Annotated in this window: 17 protein-coding genes; 10 read left to right on the forward strand and 7 right to left on the reverse strand. The window is 68.3% G+C overall.

What is annotated here, in order from left to right; all coding sequences use genetic code 11:
* Positions 1-122: 122 nt before the first annotated feature.
* The 9 genes from LT948_RS07355 (at position 123) to cueR (ending at position 11,286) form a co-directional block, all read left to right on the forward strand.
* Positions 123-1,805 (forward strand): lactate permease LctP family transporter, encoded by a 1,683-nt coding sequence (locus LT948_RS07355; RefSeq protein ID WP_003100495.1) that lies wholly within the window; start codon positions 123-125, stop codon positions 1,803-1,805.
* Positions 1,806-1,960: 155 nt separating this feature from the next.
* Positions 1,961-3,106: an FMN-dependent L-lactate dehydrogenase LldD gene (gene lldD, locus LT948_RS07360; protein ID WP_003095228.1), complete on the forward strand. Its 1,146-nt coding sequence runs from the start codon at positions 1,961-1,963 to the stop codon at positions 3,104-3,106.
* A 66-nt stretch (positions 3,107-3,172) separates the two neighbouring features.
* The gene (locus LT948_RS07365) at positions 3,173-5,989 is read left to right on the forward strand and encodes an FAD-binding and (Fe-S)-binding domain-containing protein (RefSeq protein WP_033995258.1); all 2,817 of its coding nucleotides are present in this window, start codon (positions 3,173-3,175) and stop codon (positions 5,987-5,989) included.
* Positions 5,990-6,216: 227 nt separating this feature from the next.
* A complete protein-coding gene (gene speD, locus LT948_RS07370; protein ID WP_003095236.1) occupies positions 6,217-6,699 on the forward strand; it encodes an adenosylmethionine decarboxylase in 483 nt (160 codons plus the stop codon).
* Positions 6,699-7,826 carry a fused MFS/spermidine synthase gene (locus LT948_RS07375; protein WP_009314260.1) on the forward strand — a complete coding sequence of 376 codons (1,128 nt, stop codon included), beginning with the start codon at positions 6,699-6,701 and terminating at the stop codon, positions 7,824-7,826. The genes speD and LT948_RS07375 overlap by 1 nt, the downstream gene beginning before the upstream one ends.
* Before the next feature lie 2 nt (positions 7,827-7,828).
* Positions 7,829-8,689, forward strand: a complete 861-nt coding sequence (locus LT948_RS07380; protein WP_009314262.1) for a hypothetical protein — start codon at positions 7,829-7,831, stop codon at positions 8,687-8,689.
* 12 nt (positions 8,690-8,701) lie between these two features.
* Entirely contained in the window at positions 8,702-9,367 is a 666-nt protein-coding gene (gene pmrA, locus LT948_RS07385; RefSeq protein ID WP_003095244.1) for a two-component system response regulator PrmA, read from the forward strand.
* 23 nt (positions 9,368-9,390) lie between these two features.
* Positions 9,391-10,824 carry a two-component system sensor histidine kinase PmrB gene (gene pmrB, locus LT948_RS07390; RefSeq protein WP_003111296.1) on the forward strand — a complete coding sequence of 478 codons (1,434 nt, stop codon included), beginning with the start codon at positions 9,391-9,393 and terminating at the stop codon, positions 10,822-10,824.
* Between the two features lie 63 nt (positions 10,825-10,887).
* The gene (gene cueR / locus LT948_RS07395; protein ID WP_003095248.1) at positions 10,888-11,286 is read left to right on the forward strand and encodes a Cu(I)-responsive transcriptional regulator; all 399 of its coding nucleotides are present in this window, start codon (positions 10,888-10,890) and stop codon (positions 11,284-11,286) included.
* Here cueR and LT948_RS07400 read toward each other — a convergent pair.
* From LT948_RS07400 to yedA, 6 genes are all read right to left on the reverse strand, one after another.
* A complete protein-coding gene (locus tag LT948_RS07400) occupies positions 11,255-11,821 on the reverse strand; it encodes a nucleotidyltransferase family protein (protein WP_003111297.1) in 567 nt (188 codons plus the stop codon). The two genes, cueR and LT948_RS07400, sit on opposite strands and share 32 nt — an antisense overlap.
* Complete coding sequence (locus LT948_RS07405) at positions 11,818-12,711, reverse strand: EamA family transporter (protein WP_003135252.1); 894 nt, start codon at positions 12,709-12,711, stop codon at positions 11,818-11,820. Before LT948_RS07405 ends, LT948_RS07400 begins: the two co-directional genes overlap by 4 nt.
* An 89-nt stretch (positions 12,712-12,800) precedes the next feature.
* The gene (locus LT948_RS07410; protein ID WP_023087844.1) at positions 12,801-13,694 is read right to left on the reverse strand and encodes a PA4780 family RIO1-like protein kinase; all 894 of its coding nucleotides are present in this window, start codon (positions 13,692-13,694) and stop codon (positions 12,801-12,803) included.
* Positions 13,695-13,817: 123 nt separating this feature from the next.
* A complete protein-coding gene (locus LT948_RS07415; protein ID WP_003095256.1) occupies positions 13,818-14,999 on the reverse strand; it encodes a cyclic di-GMP phosphodiesterase in 1,182 nt (393 codons plus the stop codon).
* 107 nt (positions 15,000-15,106) lie between these two features.
* Positions 15,107-15,352, reverse strand: a complete 246-nt coding sequence (locus LT948_RS07420) for a hypothetical protein (RefSeq protein WP_003102243.1) — start codon at positions 15,350-15,352, stop codon at positions 15,107-15,109.
* A gap of 32 nt (positions 15,353-15,384) precedes the next feature.
* Entirely contained in the window at positions 15,385-16,275 is an 891-nt protein-coding gene (gene yedA / locus LT948_RS07425; protein WP_033995261.1) for a drug/metabolite exporter YedA, read from the reverse strand.
* Between the two features lie 154 nt (positions 16,276-16,429).
* Here yedA and LT948_RS07430 point away from each other — a divergent pair, with 154 nt between their 5' ends.
* Entirely contained in the window at positions 16,430-16,897 is a 468-nt protein-coding gene (locus LT948_RS07430) for an Lrp/AsnC family transcriptional regulator (RefSeq protein ID WP_003095262.1), read from the forward strand.
* 286 nt (positions 16,898-17,183) lie between these two features.
* Here LT948_RS07430 and LT948_RS07435 read toward each other — a convergent pair whose 3' ends face one another.
* Positions 17,184-18,461, reverse strand: a complete 1,278-nt coding sequence (locus LT948_RS07435) for an acetyl-CoA C-acetyltransferase (RefSeq protein ID WP_023092644.1) — start codon at positions 18,459-18,461, stop codon at positions 17,184-17,186.
* Positions 18,462-18,538 lie beyond the last annotated feature (77 nt).

Consider the following 18,538-nt stretch of genomic DNA (forward strand, 5'->3'; position numbering starts at 1 on the left):
GGTCTTACCAATTATGCGAGCTTTGCCAGGTTCGGCTGCCCAGCGCCCTTGCACACACAGGTCTTGGCGCGTGTCCGATCTGGTCACAGGCAAACCCAACAACAATTAGGGAGCCAACCCCCATGCAAGCCTGGCAACAACTCTATACCCCCCTAGGCAGTCTCGGCCTGTCGGCCGCCGCGGCCGTCATCCCGATCGTGTTCTTCTTCCTCGCCCTGGCGGTATTCCGCCTCAAGGGCCACATCGCCGGCAGCATCACCCTGGCGCTGGCCATCGCGGTGGCCATCTTCGCCTTCCACATGCCCGCCGACATGGCCTTCGCCGCCGCCGGCTACGGCTTCCTCTACGGTCTCTGGCCGATCGCCTGGATCATCGTCGCGGCGGTCTTCCTCTACAAACTGACGGTGAAGAGCGGCCAGTTCGAGGTGATCCGCAGCTCGGTGCTGTCGATTACCGGCGACCAGCGCCTGCAGGTACTGCTGATCGGCTTCTCCTTCGGGGCCTTCCTCGAAGGCGCCGCCGGTTTCGGCGCGCCGGTGGCGATCACCGCCGCCCTGCTCGTCGGCCTCGGCTTCAATCCGCTCTACGCCGCCGGCCTGTGCCTGATCGCCAACACTGCGCCGGTGGCCTTCGGCGCACTGGGCATCCCGATCATCGTCGCCGGCCAGGTGACCGGCATCGACGCCTTCAAGATCGGCGCCATGACCGGCCGCCAACTACCGTTCCTGTCGATCCTGGTACCGTTCTGGCTGGTGTTCATGATGGACGGCTGGCGCGGCATCCGCGAAACCTGGCCGGCCGCCATCGTCGCCGGCGGCAGCTTCGCCATCACTCAGTACCTGACGTCCAACTTCATCGGCCCGGAGTTGCCGGACATCACCTCGGCGCTGGTCAGCCTGGTCTCCCTGACCCTGTTCCTCAAGGTCTGGCAGCCGCAGGGCGCCAGCGAAGCGCTCGCCGCCAGCGGCGGCGCGGCCGTGGCCGGTGGCGGCTACGGCGGGCAACGCAGCGTCGAACCGTCCGCCTACAGCTTCGGCGAGATCCTCAAGGCCTGGTCGCCGTTCCTGGTGCTCACCGTACTGGTGACCATCTGGACCCTGAAACCTTTCAAGGCCCTGTTCGCCCCGGGCGGCGAGCTCTACTGGCTGGTGTTCAACTTCGCCATCCCGCACCTCGACCAACTGGTGGTCAAGGGCGCGCCGATCGCCACCAGCGCCACGCCGATCGCCGCGGTATTCAAGTTCGACCCGATCTCCGCCACCGGCACGGCGATCTTCCTCTCGGCGCTGGTATCGATGTTCATCCTGCGCATCGGAGCGAAAATTGGTATTACCACTTTCAAGGAAGTCCTGGTGGAGCTGAAGTGGCCGATCCTGTCCATCGGCATGGTCCTGGCCTTCGCCTTCGTCACCAACTACTCGGGCATGTCCACCACCCTGGCCCTGGTCCTGGCCGGTACCGGCGCGGCGTTCCCGTTCTTCTCGCCGTTCCTCGGCTGGCTGGGGGTATTCCTGACCGGTTCGGATACGTCCTCCAACGCCCTGTTCAGCTCCCTGCAGTCGACCACCGCGCACCAGATCGGAGTCAGCGACACCCTGCTGGTGGCCGCCAATACCAGCGGCGGCGTGACCGGCAAGATGATCTCCCCGCAATCCATCGCCGTGGCCTGTGCCGCGACCGGGATGGTCGGCAAGGAATCCGACCTGTTCCGCTTCACCCTGAAGCACAGCCTGATCTTCGCCGCGCTGGTCGGACTGATCACCCTGGCCCAGGCATACCTATTCACCGGCATGCTGGTGCACTGACCGCGCCCTGATCGGCCGCGCGTCGGCGATACTGCGCAGGAAATGGCCCGGGGGAGACTCGCCTACGATCGTAGGCCCGGCTCCCTTGGCCATTTCCGCCGTGTCCCGCTCCACTGCGCTCGATGCAAAACCTTTCGACACAACGGAAGAGCCCAATGATCATTTCCGCTTCCACCGACTACCGCGCCGCCGCCCAACGCAAGCTGCCGCCGTTCCTCTTCCACTACATCGACGGCGGCGCCTACGCCGAGTACACCTTGCGTCGCAACGTCGAGGACCTGTCGGCCATCGCCCTGCGTCAGCGGGTGCTGAAGAACATGTCCGAGCTGAGCCTGGAAACCCGCCTGTTCAACGAGACCCTGGCGATGCCGGTGGCGCTCGCCCCGGTCGGTCTCACCGGCATGTACGCCCGCCGCGGCGAAGTCCAGGCGGCACGCGCGGCGGCGGCGAAGGGCGTGCCCTTCACCCTGTCGACGGTATCGGTGTGCCCGATCGAGGAGGTCGCCCCGGCCATCGACCGGCCGATGTGGTTCCAGCTCTACGTGCTGAAGGACCGCGGCTTCATGCGCAACGCCCTGGAGCGGGCCAAGGCCGCCGGCGTCACCACCCTGGTGTTCACCGTCGACATGCCGGTCCCCGGCGCCCGCTACCGCGACGCCCATTCCGGCATGAGCGGCCCCTACGCCGCGCCGCGCCGCATCCTGCAAGCCATGACCCACCCGGCCTGGGCCTGGGACGTCGGCCTGCTGGGCAAGCCCCACGACCTCGGCAACATTTCCGCCTACCGCGGCAACCCGACCGGACTGGAGGACTACATCGGCTGGCTGGGCGCCAACTTCGACCCGTCGATTTCCTGGAAGGACCTGGAGTGGATCCGCGAGTTCTGGGACGGCCCGATGGTGATCAAGGGCATCCTCGACCCCGAGGATGCCAGGGATGCGGTGAAGTTCGGCGCCGACGGCATCGTCGTCTCCAACCACGGCGGCCGCCAGCTCGATGGCGTGCTGTCCAGCGCCCGCGCGCTGCCGGCGATCGCCGACGCGGTGAAGGGCGAACTGGCGATCCTTGCCGACTCCGGCATCCGCACCGGTCTCGACGTGGTGCGGATGATCGCCCTCGGCGCCGACAGCGTGCTGCTCGGCCGCGCCTTCGTCTACGCCCTGGCCGCCGCCGGCGAGGCCGGGGTGCGCAACCTGCTCGAACTGATCGAAAAGGAAATGCGCGTGGCCATGGTCCTCACCGGGGCCAAGTCGATCGGCGAGATCAGCGCCGACTCGCTGGTCCGCGAACTGGGCGCCTGAGACGCCCGCCAGAAAAGCCTGAAAACGCCCGGGGCGTGACCGTCGTCCCAGGGCCGAGGAAAGCCGATGAGCCTGCCGATTCCCTTTCTCGAGACCGTCGAGCGGCTGATACCGCGCGAACGCCGCTTCGACGACCCGCTGTCGACCCTGGCCTTCGGCACCGACGCCAGTTTCTACCGGTTGATTCCCAAGCTGGTGCTGCGCGTCGAAAGCGAGGACGAGGTCGCCGCGATCCTATCCGTCGCCTACCGCGAGCAGGTCCCGGTGACCTTCCGCGCCGCCGGCACCAGCCTCTCCGGCCAGGCCATCAGCGACTCGGTGCTGCTCGTCCTCGGCGACAACTGGAACGGCCGGGAAATCCGCGCCGACGGCGCGCAGATCCGCCTGCAGCCGGGTGTCATCGGCGCCCAGGCGAACGCCTGGCTGGCGCCGTTCGGCCGCAAGATCGGTCCCGACCCGGCCTCGATCAACGCCTGCAAGATCGGCGGCATCGTCGCCAACAACGCCAGCGGCATGTGCTGCGGCACCGCGCAGAACAGCTACCACACCCTTGCCGGCCTGCGCCTGCTGCTGGCCGACGGCACCCGCCTGGACAGCGAGGACCCGGCCAGCGTCGCGGCCTTCCGCGCCAGCCACGGCGAGCTGCTGGAACGGCTCGCCGAACTCGGCCGCGAGACCCGCGCCAACGCCGAACTGGCCGCGAAGATCCGTCACAAGTACCGGCTGAAGAACACCACCGGCCTGTCGCTGAACGCGCTGGTCGACTACGACGAGCCGCTGGACATCCTCACCCACCTGATGGTCGGCTCCGAGGGCACCCTCGGCTTCATCAGCGCGGTGACCTACGACACCGTCCCGGAACACCCGCACAAGGCCTCGGCGCTGCTGGTTTTCCCCACGGTGGAAACCTGCTGCACGGCGGTCGCGGTGCTCAAGCGCCAGCCGGTCTCGGCGGTGGAACTGCTCGATCGGCGCAGCCTGCGCTCGGTGGAGAACATGCAGGGCATGCCGGAATGGGTGAAGAGCCTTTCCGCCGGTGCCTGCGCCCTGCTCATCGAGTCCCGCGCGGCGAGCCGCACGCTGCTGCACGAACAGCTCGGGCGGATCATGGCCTCCATCGCCGAATATCCGCTGGAGAAGCAGGTCGACTTCAGCGAAGACCCGGCGGTCTACAACCAGCTCTGGCGCATCCGCAAGGACACCTTCCCGGCTGTCGGCGCGGTGCGCGAGACCGGCACCACGGTGATCATCGAGGACGTCACCTTCCCCGTCGAACGACTGGCCGAGGGAGTCAACCGCCTGATCGAGCTGTTCGACAAGCACCGCTACGATGAGGCGATCCTCTTCGGCCACGCGCTGGAGGGCAACCTGCACTTCGTCTTCACCCAGGGCTTCGACTCGCCCGAGCAGATCGCCCGCTACTCGGCGTTCATGGACGACGTGGCGCACCTGGTGGCGGTGGAGTACGGCGGCTCGCTGAAGGCCGAGCATGGCACCGGGCGCAACATGGCGCCGTTCGTCGAACTGGAGTGGGGCGAGGACGCCTATCGCTTGATGTGGCAGCTCAAGCGCCTGCTCGACCCGCGCGGCATCCTCAACCCGGGCGTGGTCCTCAGCGACGACCCGCAGAGCCACCTGAAGAACCTCAAGCCGCTGCCGGCCGCCGACGAGATCGTCGACAAGTGCATCGAGTGCGGCTTCTGCGAACCGGTCTGCCCGTCGCGCGGACTGACCCTCACGCCACGCCAGCGCATCGTCCTGTGGCGCGACATCCAGGCGAAGAAGCGCGCCGGCGTCGACACCACGGCGCTGGAGCGCGACTACCGCTACCAGGGCATCGACACCTGCGCCGCCACCGGCCTATGCGCCCAGCGCTGTCCTGTGAACATCAACACCGGCGAGCTGATCCGCAAGCTGCGCGGCGCCGACGCCCGGCACGCCGAAGGCGCCACCTGGCTGGCGCGCAACTTTGCCGGCGCCATGCGTGCTGCGCGCTTCGCCCTGCTCGCTGCCGACGGCGCCCGGCGTCTGCTTGGCGCGCCCCTGCTGGCCAGGGCCAGCTGCGGCCTCAGCCAGGCCAGCGGCGGCCGCGTGCCGCAATGGACGCCGGCGCTGCCGCAGCCGGTACGCTTGGCGCCGCCACCCGCCCCGCTCGACGACGAGCGGCCACGGGTGGTCTATCTCGCCGCCTGCGTCTCGCGCGCCATGGGCCCGGCCTTCGGCGACGAAGAGCGCGAGCCGCTGCTGGACAAGACCCGCCGTCTGCTGGAAAAAGCCGGCTACCAGGTGGTGTTCCCGGATAACCTGGACAACCTCTGCTGCGGTCAGCCGTTCGCGTCCAAGGGGTATGCGAAGCAGGCCGACGACAAGCGCGACGAACTGCTCGCCGCCCTGCTCCAGGCCAGCCGCGGCGGCCTCGACCCGATCTACTGCGACACCAGCCCCTGCACCCTGCGCCTGGTCCAGGGTCTGGACGATCCGCGGCTGCAGATCCACGACCCGGTGAAGTTCATCCGCAGTCACCTGCTCGATCGCCTGGAGTTCATCCCGCAGGACAAACCGGTAGCGGTGCACGTCACCTGCAGCACCCAGCACCTCGGCGAGAGCCAGGCTCTGATCGACCTGGTCGGCCGCTGCACCCGCGAGGTGGTGATCCCGGAAGGCATTCACTGCTGCGGCTTCGCCGGCGACAAGGGCTTCACCACGCCGGAACTGAACGCTCACTCCCTGCGCAGCCTGAAGGATGCCGTGCAGTTCTGCGAGGAAGGCGTGTCCACCAGCCGTACCTGCGAGATCGGCCTCAGCGAGCACGGCGGGATCGACTACCGCGGGGTGGTCTACCTGGTGGACCGGGTGACGCAGGCGAAGGGCGCGCCTCGGTAGGGCGAATAACCGCCTCGCGGTTATCCGCCGGGCCATGCTCCGCAGAAGCGGCGAATAGCGCCGCTGGCGCTATTCGCCCTACGTCAGGCGAAATGGGTGCTCCGGCGTCGTCGGCCCGCGCCGGGGCGGGCAAAAAATCCGTCGTTAAGCACCTCTTAAGTCAGCCGCGCCTATCGTGCCTTCCACCGCGAGGACATCCCTCGCCGAAACGGAAGCAGGAGGCCTTCATGGCAATTCAACCGTTGCGACTCGATCCGATCACCGTGCTCGGCAAGCAACTGGTCATCGAGCTGTTCGACTGCGTCGACCAGCGCTTCGACGATATCCAGTGGATCGAGGAAAGCATGCTCGAGGCCGCCCGCCAGGCCAACGCCACCATCATCACCTCGGCGTTCCACAAGTTCAGCCCGATCGGCATCTCCGGCGTGGTGGTGATCGCCGAATCGCACCTGGCGATCCATACCTGGCCGGAGTACGGCTATGCCGCGGTCGACGTGTTCACCTGCGGCGACGTGCTCGATGGCGCCCAGGCCGTGCGCGTGCTCAGCGAACGCCTGGGCAGCCGTCGGCACCTGATCTCGAGCATGGACCGCGGCCTCGGCGGCCATCGCCTGGGGCTGCTCAGCCGCAGCCTGGCCGGCAATGGCCCGGTCGACGAAGACAGCCCGACCCTGCGCTGGGCGCTGGGCCAGGGCACGGGGGTGGCCTGATGGATACGCCGATCGAACGCGCCCCGCTGGCTCCCGACCTGAGCCAGGCCCGTTACGCCGTCGACCTCACCGGCCTGGTGCCGGCGGAGGTCGCCGCCGGGCTGCCGCCGCTGCCGCCGAACCACTTCTATTTCTATCCGCCGGACCCGCTGCTGGAAGGCGACGGCGCGATCACCGCGATCGAGGACAGCGACCCCTTCGACCAGTACGTCTACCGCCTGCGCCGGGTGCTCTACCAGGGCCGCACGCGCTGGCAGAACGTGCTGATCGCCGACACCTACAACTACGACCGCGTGCTGATGCTCGACGGCGCGATCCAGAGCGCCGAGAGCGATGAGTCGCTGTACCACGAGCTGCTGGTGCAGCCGGCCATGCTCGCCCACGACGAGCCGCGCGACGTACTGATCATCGGCGGCGGCGAAGGCGCCACCCTGCGCGAGGTGCTGTCCCATGCCAGCGTGCGGCGGGCGGTGATGGTCGATCTCGACCGGGAGCTGGTGGAACTGTGCCGTGAGCACCTGTTCCAGTGGCACCAGGGCGCCTTCGACGACCCGCGCTGCGAACTGCTCGCCGAGGACGGCCGGGCCTATCTCGAGCGCGACCCGTCGCTCTACGACGTGGTCATCATCGATGTCGTCGACATGCTCGACAACGGCCCGGCCCAGGCTCTCTATACCCGCCAGTTCTACGAACTGCTGCACTCGCGGCTGCGTCCGGGCGGGGTGATCGCGGTGCAGGGCCTGGAGTTCTCGCACAGCGACGACAAGCCCCACGCGGCCCTCGCCCGTACCCTGCGCAGTGTCTTCTCCCAGGTCCACAGCTACCGCGCCACGGTGCCCTCGTTCCTCTCCTCCTGGGGCTTCCTGCTGGCTTCCGACTGGCTCGACGCGAACCACTGGCAGGCCGAGGACATCGACCGACGCATCGAACGCAAGCTCGGCCCGCTGTGGCTCGACCACCTCGACGGCGACTACCTCAAGGCCTGCTTCGTGATGGACCGGGAAACCCGCTTCCTGCTCGCCCAGCCGGGACCGGTACTGGAAGACGGCGTACCCTTCGTCGCACCGCCGGATATCGAGGAGATCGAGTTCGGCCCGGCACAATTGCCGGCCCTGGCGAGGACCTGAAGATGTCCGCCGCTCCCCTGGCCAGCGTACCGCTGGCCGTCAACGGCGCGCCCTGCCTGCTGCACCGGGTACGCTTCCGCTCCGCCGCGGACAGCGGCGGCCTGCCGCTGCTGGCCACCCTGCGCGATCCGCAGCCGGTGCTGGCCGTCCTGGCGCAACGTATCGAGCTGAGCGAAGACGCGGAACTGCCGGAGACCGCCGTCGACGACGAGCTGCTGGTGATCTTCGCCAACGCCGGGCTACAGACCGGGCACGCCTGGCGCCAGCGCCTGGAAGCCTGGATGGCCGCCGGCGAGGACGAGCGCCAGCCGACCCTGGAAGCACCCTCGTTCGGCGAGCGAGTGCTGTGGCGCCCCGGCCGCGCGCTGGTCATCGGCAATCCCGAACGCTGCCGGGAGCTGCTCGAAGGCCTGGCCGTCTTCGCCTGGCACGAAGGTCACCTGCGGCGCCTGGAAGACGACACCGCGGCGGCCTGGGAGCCGGCCCAGGCCGATGTCGAACTGACCCAGCTACCGCGCCGTGCCGCCCTGCGGCGCCAGGAACATGTGAACCGGCAGGTACGACGCACTACACTCTGGCGCATGGCCTATGTCCGCCTGGAGTCGCACCTGGAGAAGCCGCCGCTGCAACTGAACGGCGCGGTGCGCCGGCTCTACAACGAACTGGCCATGCAGGCCGAAGTGCACGATCGCCTGGCGACCCTGGACGACCGCATCGAAGTGCTGCAGGACCTCTACGAACTGGCCGCCGACCGCCTCGGTGAATACCGTTACTTCCGGGGCGAACTGCGGGTCGAATGGCTGATCGTCGCCATCCTCCTGCTGGAGGCCGGCCTGAGCCTGTGGGAATTGTGGAATCACTGAAACGAGGCTGCCATGAGAATACTGCTGGCCGAGGACGACCTGCTGCTCGGCGACGGCATCCGCGCCGGGCTGCGCCTGGAAGGCGATACCGTGGAATGGGTGACCGACGGCGTGGCCGCGGAGAACGCGCTGGTCACCGACGAGTTCGACCTGCTGGTGCTCGACATCGGCCTGCCGCGCCGCAGCGGCCTGGACATCCTGCGCAACCTGCGCCACCAGGGCCGGCTCACCCCGGTGCTGCTACTCACCGCGCGGGACAAGGTGGCCGACCGGGTCGCCGGGCTCGACAGCGGTGCCGACGACTACCTGACCAAGCCCTTCGATCTCGACGAACTGCAGGCACGGGTGCGCGCCCTGACCCGCCGCACCACCGGTCGCGCCCTGCCGCAACTGGTGCACGGCGAGCTGCGCCTGGACCCGGCGACCCACCAGGTGACACTGTCCGGCCAGGCGGTGGAACTGGCGCCGCGCGAATACGCGCTGCTGCGCCTGCTGCTGGAGAACAGCGGCAAGGTGCTCTCGCGCAACCAACTGGAGCAGAGCCTCTACGGCTGGAGCGGCGACGTCGAGAGCAACGCCATCGAGGTCCATGTCCATCACCTGCGGCGCAAGCTCGGCAACCAGTTGATCCGCACCGTCCGCGGCATCGGCTACGGCATCGACCAGCCGGCGCCTTGAAAACCGCCTACCGGAGTCCTCCGATGCCGCGTACCGCCGTCCCCTCCGTCCGCCGGCGCCTGCTGATCAACCTGCTGGTCGGCTTCGTGCTGTGCTGGCTGAGCGTGGCGGCGCTGACCTACCACCTCTCGCTGAAGCAGGTGAACCGCCTGTTCGACGACGACATGGTGGACTTCGGCGAAGCCGCCCTGCGCCTGCTCGACCTTGCCACCGAAGACCAGGCCAGCGAGGACGGCTCGATCACCGAGATCATCGAACGCAGCCGCGAGGCGATCCAGGGCCTGCCCCTGCTGCGCCGCGAAAGCGCCCTCGGCTACGCCCTGTGGCGCGACGGCCAGCCGCTGCTGTCGAGCCTCAACCTGCCGCCGGAGATCACGGCCCAGGGCCCCGGCTTCAGCACCGTGGAAGCCCAGGGCACCCACTGGCGGGTGCTCCAGCTGAACATCGACGGCTTCCAGATCTGGATCAGCGAAAACCTGATCTACCGCCAGCACACCATGAACCTGCTGCTGTTCTATTCGCTGTTCCCGCTACTGCTGGCGCTGCCGTTGCTCGGCGGCCTGGTCTGGTTCGGCGTTGCCCGCGGCCTGGCGCCGCTACGCGAAGTGCAGGCCGAGGTCCAGCAGCGCTCCGCGCGACACCTGCAGCCGATCGCGGTGGAGGCGGTGCCGCTGGAGATCCGCGGCCTCATCGACGAACTCAACCTCCTGCTGGAGCGCCTGCGCACCGCCCTCGAGGCCGAACGCCGACTGACCAGCGACGCCGCCCATGAGATCCGCACGCCGCTGGCCAGCCTGCGCACCCATGCCCAGGTCGCGTTGCGTTCGGAAGACCCCAAGGCCCACGCCCGCGGCCTGCTGCAAGTCAGTCGCAGCGTCGAGCGGATCAGCACCTTGATGGAGCAGATCCTGCTTCTCGCCCGCCTCGACGGCGACGCCCTGCTGGAGCAATTCCACCCGGTCAACCTCGCCACCCTGGCCGAAGACGTACTCTCCGAACTGGCGCGCCAGGCCATCGACAAGGACATCGAGCTGTCGTTGCACCAGGAGACCGTGCACGTGATGGGCATCGACCTGTGGCTGAAGGCGATGGTCGGCAACCTGGTGGGCAACGCCCTGCGCTACACACCGGCTGGGGGCCAGGTCGAGATCCGCGTCGAGAATCGCGCCCAGCACGCCGTGCTGCGGGTGCGCGACAACGGCCCCGGGGTCGCCCTGGAAGAGCAGCAGGCGATCTTCACCCGCTTCTACCGCAGCCCCGCCACCAGCAGCGGCGAGGGCAGCGGCCTGGGCCTGCCGATCGTCAAGCGCATCGTCGAACTGCACTTCGGCAGTATCGGCCTGGGCAAGGGACTGGAGGGCAAAGGGCTGGAAGTACAGGTGTTCCTGCCGAAGACCCAGCCGGACGCGACGCGGCCGCCGGCCAGAGGTCCGGACAGCGGGCGGTCACATATCTGATAGCCTGCGCATTGGCCGGGAAAGGGATAGGCTAGCGGCTTCGCAACCTCCCAGGAGACCCGGATGAATATCGGTGAAGCGGCGAAGAAAAGCGGACTGACGCCGAAGATGATCCGTTACTACGAGTCCATCGAGTTGCTCCGCCCGGCCGGACGCAGCGCCAGCGGCTACCGCCACTACAACGAGAACGACCTGCATACCCTGGCGTTCATCCGCCGTTCGCGGGACCTCGGTTTCTCCCTCGACGAAGTCGGCAAGCTGCTCACCCTCTGGCAGGATCGCCAGCGCGCCAGTGCCGACGTCAAGGCCCTGGCGGCGCAGCACGTGCGCGAGCTGAACCGCAAGATCGAGGAACTCAGCACCCTGCGCGACACCCTGCAGGACCTGGTCGAGCACTGCCAGGGCGACCACCGCCCCGACTGCCCGATCCTCAAGGATCTGGCGTCTGGCTGCTGCCACTGATATCCAGCAGCGGCCAGCGCGCCGTCCAGTTCTTCTCCCGCAGGCGCCGCCGGTAGACCTCCGGCTTGCCGGCGAAATGCGCGGTGGGCCGCACCTTCAGCGCCAGCAGGTCGTCGACGCCCAGCGGCGCCAGTAGCTCCAGGCGTTCGCCGACGAGTCGCAGCGCCACCGCCGTGCACGTTTCCGCCCAGTGGCACAGCGCATCGGCGCAATCCCGGTAGGGCCGGTCGCCGTTGCGCAGGTGCATGCGCGCCTGGTTCTTCACCGACCAGGGCGCCTCGCAGCGACGGCGCAACGCGGCCTCGAAGTCGGCGTCGGCCTGCGGGTCGAGGGCCCGCGGGGCGAAATGAAGTACGTCGATGTCCGCCAGCGGCGTGGCTTCGCCGTAGCCATGCAGATGGTCCCATACCGCGTTGCGCACGAAGCCGGCGCCGATCCAGGCGCCCTCCGGGCCGACCTCGCGCAGCACGCGGAGCAGATGCAGGCGCGAGGAATCGGCGGCGATCAGCGCGAGGATGTCTTCCGCCGTTTTCATCCCACCCGCCGCACCGGCCAGGCGAAGCGTCGCAGCAGGCTGGCCGGCAACAGGGTGATGGCCAGCCCGACGAACACCAGCGCGCAGGCCAGCAGGCTGTCCAGGTCGAGGCGTTCGCCGAGCAGCAGCCAGCCGGCGAGCATGCCCGACACCGGCACCGCCAGGGCGAACGGCGTCACCAGGCTGGCCGGGTAGTGGCGCAGGAGGAAACTCCAGATGGCGAAGCCCACCGTGGTCGCGCCGAAGGCGATGTAGAGCAGCGCGCCGAAGCCGCCCCAGCTCATGTTCAGCACGGCGCGCTCGATGGCGTGCGGACCTTCGAATAGATAGGAAAGCGCCAGCAGCGGCAAAGGCGGGACCAGGCTGACCCAGCAGATCAGGCGCAGCATGTCGGTGGCCCCGGAACGCTTGGTGGCGATGTTGGCGAAGGACCAGGCCAGCGCCGCGGCAACCACCAGCAGGAATGCCAGCAGGCTGTCTCCCAGCGGCCGCTCCAGGCCGATCAGGACCAGCCCCGCCGCCGCCAGCAGGAGGCCGAACAACCCGCGCGGCGACGGCCGCTCGCCCAGCCACAGGGCGGCGATGAGGATGGTGAAGAATACCTGGCTCTGCAGCACCAGCGACGACAGCCCGGCCGGCATGCCCTGGGCCATGCCGACGAACAGCAGGCCGAACTTGACCACCCCGAGGAGCACGCCGATCAGCAGGATGCGTCCGAACGGCGCCGGCATCGGCCCGCGCAGGACCAGCAGCGGCAGCGCCGCCAGGGCGAAGCGCAGGGCGCAGAACAACAGCGGCGGGAAGTCGCCGAGGCCGACCTTGATCACGACGAAGTTCAGACCCCAGATCAGGGTCACCAGCAGGGCGAGCAGGATATGTGCAACAGGCATGGCGGCCTCCGGAAAACTTCAGGCCACGCTAGCAGTTGCGTGCGCAAGGGTCGCGATACAGTTGGCGGGAAAAAACATCCGCCAGCCGCTCACTGCAACCAGGGCGGCGGCGGTTCCTCGCGCTCGCCACGCGGCGCGTCGTCGGCCTGGCGCAGCGCCTGGCGACGCGCCTCCTCGCGCTGCGCGGCCTCGATCTCGCGGAGCACCGCGCGCACGTCGGCGGCCTCTTCGGCTTCGACGAAGGTGCCGCTGAGCGGGGTTTCCGCTGTCAGCTCGCCGGCTTCGTAGAGCGCCCACATTTCCTTGGCATAGCGGGTCTGCCTGAGTTCCGGGGCGAAGCGGCCGAAGTAGGCGGCCATGTTGCCGACGTCGCGTTCGAGCATGCTGAACGCATGGTTGTTGCCGGCCGCGTCGACCGCCTGCGGCAAGTCGATGATCACCGGGCCATCCGGACCGAGCAGGACGTTGAACTCGGAGAGGTCGCCGTGCACCAGGCCGGCGCAGAGCATGGCAACGATCTGGCGGATCAGGAAAGCGTGGTGGCGCCGTGCCTCGTCGGGCTCCAGCGTCACGTCGTTGAGACGCGGCGCAGCATCGCCGTCGGCGTCCGCCACCAGTTCCATCAGCAACACGCCATCGAGGAAATCATAGGGCTTCGGCACCCGCACACCGGCCCCGGCGAGACGGAACAGGGCCGACACTTCGGCATTCTGCCAGGCTTCCTCCTGTTCGCGGCGGCCATACTTCGAGCCCTTGGCCATGGCCCGCGCCTGGCGGCTGTTGCGGACCTTGCGGCCCTCCTGGTACTCGGCGGCCTGGCGGAAGCTGCGCTTGTTGGCCTCCTTGTAGACCTTGGCGCAACGCAGGCTGTCGCCGCAACGCACCACATAGACCGAGGCTTCCTTGCCGCTCATCAGCGGGCGCACGACCTCGTCGATCAGACCGTCTTCGATCAACGGTTCCAGGCGTCTGGGTGTCTTCATCGGTGCTACGCGGTTCCTCGGGGCCAATGTGGAAGGCAAAGGGTCTGACGTTATACGGCAAACGCCGTGCCGAGCACAGCCGGACGCGCCGGCTTTCCGCCGGACTGCGCACCGATCGGCGTACTAGGCCGGTGGCGCGGTGAGTTCGATGCTTTCCGCCACCGCCTGTTCCAGCCGCTGCATCTCCACGTCCAGCGCCTCGGCGCTGTCGGCGTAGCGCTGGGCAACCTCGGCGAAAGCGTCGGCCACGGCGACGAAGGCCTCCACCAGCCGTGGGTCGAATTCACTGTCGGCGCCGGCCTGGATCAACAGCACCGCCTCGGCGTGTGCCAGCGGCGGCCGGTAGGCGTGCCGGCTGGTCAGTTCATCATAGCGGTCGGCCAGGGCGACGATCCGCGCCGCCAGGGGAATCCGCTCGCCCGCCAGGCCCTCCGGAAAGCCCCGGCCATCCCAGCGTTCGTGATGGCTGTAGGCGATCTGCCGGGCGAAGCGGAGGAACCCGGAAGGCTGGCCGAGCCGCCGCTCGGCGCTGGCCAGGGCGTCGCGCCCGGCGCGGGTATGGCCCTGTAGCAGGGCGGTGTCGGCGGCGTCCAGTTGCCCGGGGTTGAGCAGGACCCGGTCGGGCACCGCGACCTTGCCGATGTCATGCAACAGCGCCGACTTGCTCAGCAGGTCGACAGCCTCCGGAGTCAGCTCGTCGGCGAACGCCCGCTGCGCCGCCAGGTGCTCGGCGAGCAGCCTGACATAGCGCTCGATACGCGGAAGATGGCGGCTACGCGGGTTGTCGCGAAGATCGCCAAGGGTCGCCAGGGCTTCGATGACGGCGTCCTGCAACTGTTGCAGTTGGCGCGTGCGACGGCGCACTTCGAGTTCCAGGTATTCGCTCTTGTCGCGCAGGAAATCGGCATTGGCCTTCAGTTGCAGGTGGGTGCGCACCCGCGCCAGGACGATCGGCGGGCTCACCGGCTTGCCCAGGTAATCCACCGCGCCCAGGGCCAGGCCCTGTTGCTCGTCGTCGCGATCGGCGCGGGCAGTGAGAAACATCAACGGGATGTCGCGGGTCAGCGGATCGGCCTTGAGCCGTCGGCAGACCTCGTAGCCGTCCATGCCCGGCATGTTCACGTCGAGCAGGATCAGGTCCGGGCGCGGCTCTTCGACGGCCGCCCGCAGCCCGGCCGGGCCGCTGCCGGCGGTGCGCACGCGGTACTGCTCCTCGAGCAGCTCGCGCATCAGCAGCAGGTTGTCCGGGGTGTCGTCCACCACCAGCACGAGTTCCTGCTCGGGCCTGTCCAGCATGCTCTCCATCGCCCCTCCGGCCTTCGCTACGGGGCCGCCTGGCGGCGACCGTCACTCCGTATTGAAGACGCTGGAGACGACTTCTGCACGCCCGGTCAGGCGCCCGGGGCGACCGTTCAGGGCGTCAGGCGGAAACGCAGTGGCGAATCCTCGGCCTCGGCGCCGTTCTCGCTCTCGCCGAAGGCCCGGCGCTCGATGGGGTCCTGGCCGAAATACTCCTTGATCGGCGACTCGATGGCCTTGCCGCCGGGGCTCACGTGACTGGCGCAACCGCCAAGGAACACCAGGACCACACCGATGACCAGCGCTTTCATCTTCGTACCCCCGTCAGCCCGGCCCATCCGGGCGCTGCGCCGCAGCATGGCGCAGCCCGCCTTAGGGATCGCTTAAGGCATCAGGCGGCGGCGCGGCTGGCGCGCCACTGGGGCAGGCCGATGAGCACCACGGCGCTGATGATCACCAGCATCGCCAGCCCCTCGATACCGCCGATCCGCTCGCCGGCGAACAGGGTGCCGAGCAACACCGCCACCGCCGGATTGACGTAGGCATAGCTGGTGGCCGCCGCCGGCCGCACGTTGCGCAGCAGGTACTGGTAGGCGCTGAAGGCGATGATCGAGCCGAACAGGACCAGGTACACCAGCGCCAGCCAGCCGCTGGTGCTCGGCCAATGCTCCAGGCGCTCGCCGCTGGCCAGACTGCCGACCAGCAGCACCGCGCCGCCGACCAGCATTTCCGCGGCGCTGGCCATCGGTCCGGCCGGCAGCGACAGGCGCCGGCTCCACACCGAGCCGAAGGCCCAGGACGCGGCGGCGAACAGGATCAGGCCGGCGCCGGCAGGGCTGGCCTGGAGGTTCGAACCGAGGTTGAGCAGGACGATGCCGAACAGCCCGAGCACGATGCCGCCCCATTCCAGGGTGGTGTTGCGCTGGCCGAACAACTGGCTGAACAGCAGGGTGAACAGCGGCACCGTAGCCACCGCGAGGGCCGCCACCCCGGAAGACACGCCCCAGTGCTCGGCCACCGTCACCCCGCCGTTGCCGCAACTGAGCAGGAGGATTCCGACAATCCCCGCGCCGCGCCACTCGCGCCAGGTCGGCAGCGGCGCGCCGCGCCAGCGCAACCAGGCGAACATCAGGCCGCCGGCGATGACGAAGCGCACCCCGGCCATCAGCATCGGTGGCCAGGACTCGACGCCGAAGCGGATCGCCAGGTAAGTGGAGCCCCAGATGAAGTACAGGGCGAAGAACGCACCGAAAAGCAACAGCGGAATGCGACGGGCAGGCATGGAAAGCACTCGACAGGGCAGGCGGGAGAAAGACTTCATTTTATGAGGTCGCCACCCGCCGGTTAAGGCACAGCCGCTGGTTATCGGGACGTAACACTTTTCTTTCCATGGAAATCGGCCATGCTTTCCGTCGATTCGACAACCGGGACCCATCATGGACAAATACGACCGTGCGCTCCTCGCCGCCCTGATCGACAACGGCCGCCTGACCTTCGCCGAACTGGCCCGGCGCATCAACCTGTCGCCCCCGGCGGTGGCCGACCGGGTGGCCAAGCTGGAGGCCGAAGGGGTGATCACCGGCTACCACGCCTCGGTGAACCTGGCCAAGCTCGGCCTGCCCATCGAGTGCGTGATCGAACTGCGGATCACCGAGAAGGATTGCCAGTCGGTGCTCGACGAACTGGCCCGGATCCCCCAACTGACCCTCTGCCACCGGATCACCGGCGACGCCTGCGTGCTGATGAAGGCCGCCGTGGCTTCGATGCCGGAGCTGCAGGACCTGATCGACCGGCTGATGAAGTTCGGCATCAGCAAGACCTCGATGATCCTCTCCACCCCCTTCGCCGACCGCCAGCCGGCAAGCCTGCGGGGGCAGGACGGCAATGGCGGATGTGCGGCGTGAGCCCTTCGCCGCCACGAACCCGAACCGAACCGTAGGGCGCATAACGCCAACGGCGTTATCCGCCGCAGCGGCACTCCCGGCCGATAGCGGAGCCGCCCTCACCCCAACTCTCTCCCTGAAGAGAGAGGGGATTCTCCGTACAAGCGTCGAATTCGCTGTCTCCAGCGCCGCCACGAACCCGAACCGTAGGGCACCGGCAAAAAAAAGGCGGTCCCGTTCGCACGGCACCGCCCAAGTCACGGAGTTGCTTACATCGTCGAGCGACAAGGCCGCTCGCCCTATTGGATTACCGCTCGATGATCGCGGTCACACCCTGCCCACCGGCGGCGCAGATGGAAATCAGCCCGCGTCCCTGCTCCGCCACCGAGAGCAGCTTGGCCAGGTTGGCGACGATCCGTCCTCCCGTGGCGGCGAACGGGTGGCCGGCGGCCAGCGAGCTGCCCTTGACGTTGAGCTTGCTGCGGTCGATGGAGCCCAGCGGCTGGTCGAGGCCGAGACGGGTCTTGCAGTAGTCGGGGTCTTCCCAGGCCTTCAGGGTGCAGAGCACCTGGGCGGCGAAGGCCTCGTGGATCTCGTAGTAGTCGAAGTCCTGCAGGCTCAGGCCGTTGCGTGCCAGCAGCCGCGGCACCGCGTAGACCGGCGCCATCAGCAGGCCCTCCTGGCGATCGACGAAGTTCACCGCCGCCGCCTCGCCGTCCTTGAAATAGGCCAGGATCGGCAGGCCGCGCGCCTTCGCCCACTCCTCGCTGGCCAGCAGTACCACCGAGGCGCCGTCGGTCAGCGGCGTCGAGTTGGCCGCCGTGAGGGTGCCGCGCGAGCCGCGCTCGAACACCGGCTTGAGGGTGCCGATCTTCTCCAGGTCGATATCCGGGCGCAGGTTCTGGTCGCGGGTCAGGCCGCGGAACGGCGTCATCAGGTCGTTCTGCCAGCCCTCCTCATAGGCCGCGGCCAGCTTGTGGTGGCTCTCGAAGGCCAGCCTGTCCTGCTCGTCGCGGGGAATCTGCCAGGTCTGCGCCATCAGTTCGCAGGACTCCCCCATCGATAGCCCGGTGCGCGGCTCGCCATTGCGCGGGATGGCCGGGACCACGTGGCGCGGGCGGATCTTCAGCAGGCTCTTGAGCTTGTCCAGGTTGCTCTTGCCACGGTTGGCCTCGAGGAGAATCTTGCGCAGACCCTCGTTGACCCCGATCGGCGCGTCGGAAGTGGTGTCGACGCCGCCGGCGATGCCGCTGTCGATCTGCCCGAGGGCGATCTTGTTGGCCACCAGGATCGCCGCCTCCAGGCCGGTACCGCAGGCCTGCTGGATATCGTAGGCCGGGGTTTCCGGGGCCAGGCGCGAACCGAGCACGCATTCGCGGGTCAGGTTGAAGTCGCGCGAATGCTTCAGCACGGCGCCGGCCACCACCTCGCCAAGGCGCTCGCCATGCAGGTTGTAGCGCTCCACCAGGCCTTCCAGGGCGGAAGTGAGCATCTCCTGGTTGCTCGCCGTGGCGTACACGGTGTTCGAGCGGGCGAAGGGAATACGGTTGCCGCCGACAATGGCGACCCGGCGCAGCTGGGTCATGGAAGAACTCCTTGCTGGAATCGTTTACGCCGAGCCGAGGCTCGACCCGTTAACTGAGCGGTCAGTGGCGCACAGGC

This window comes from Pseudomonas sp. CP-1, from assembly GCF_021213715.1.
Classification (GTDB): Bacteria; Pseudomonadota; Gammaproteobacteria; order Pseudomonadales; family Pseudomonadaceae; genus Pseudomonas; species Pseudomonas aeruginosa.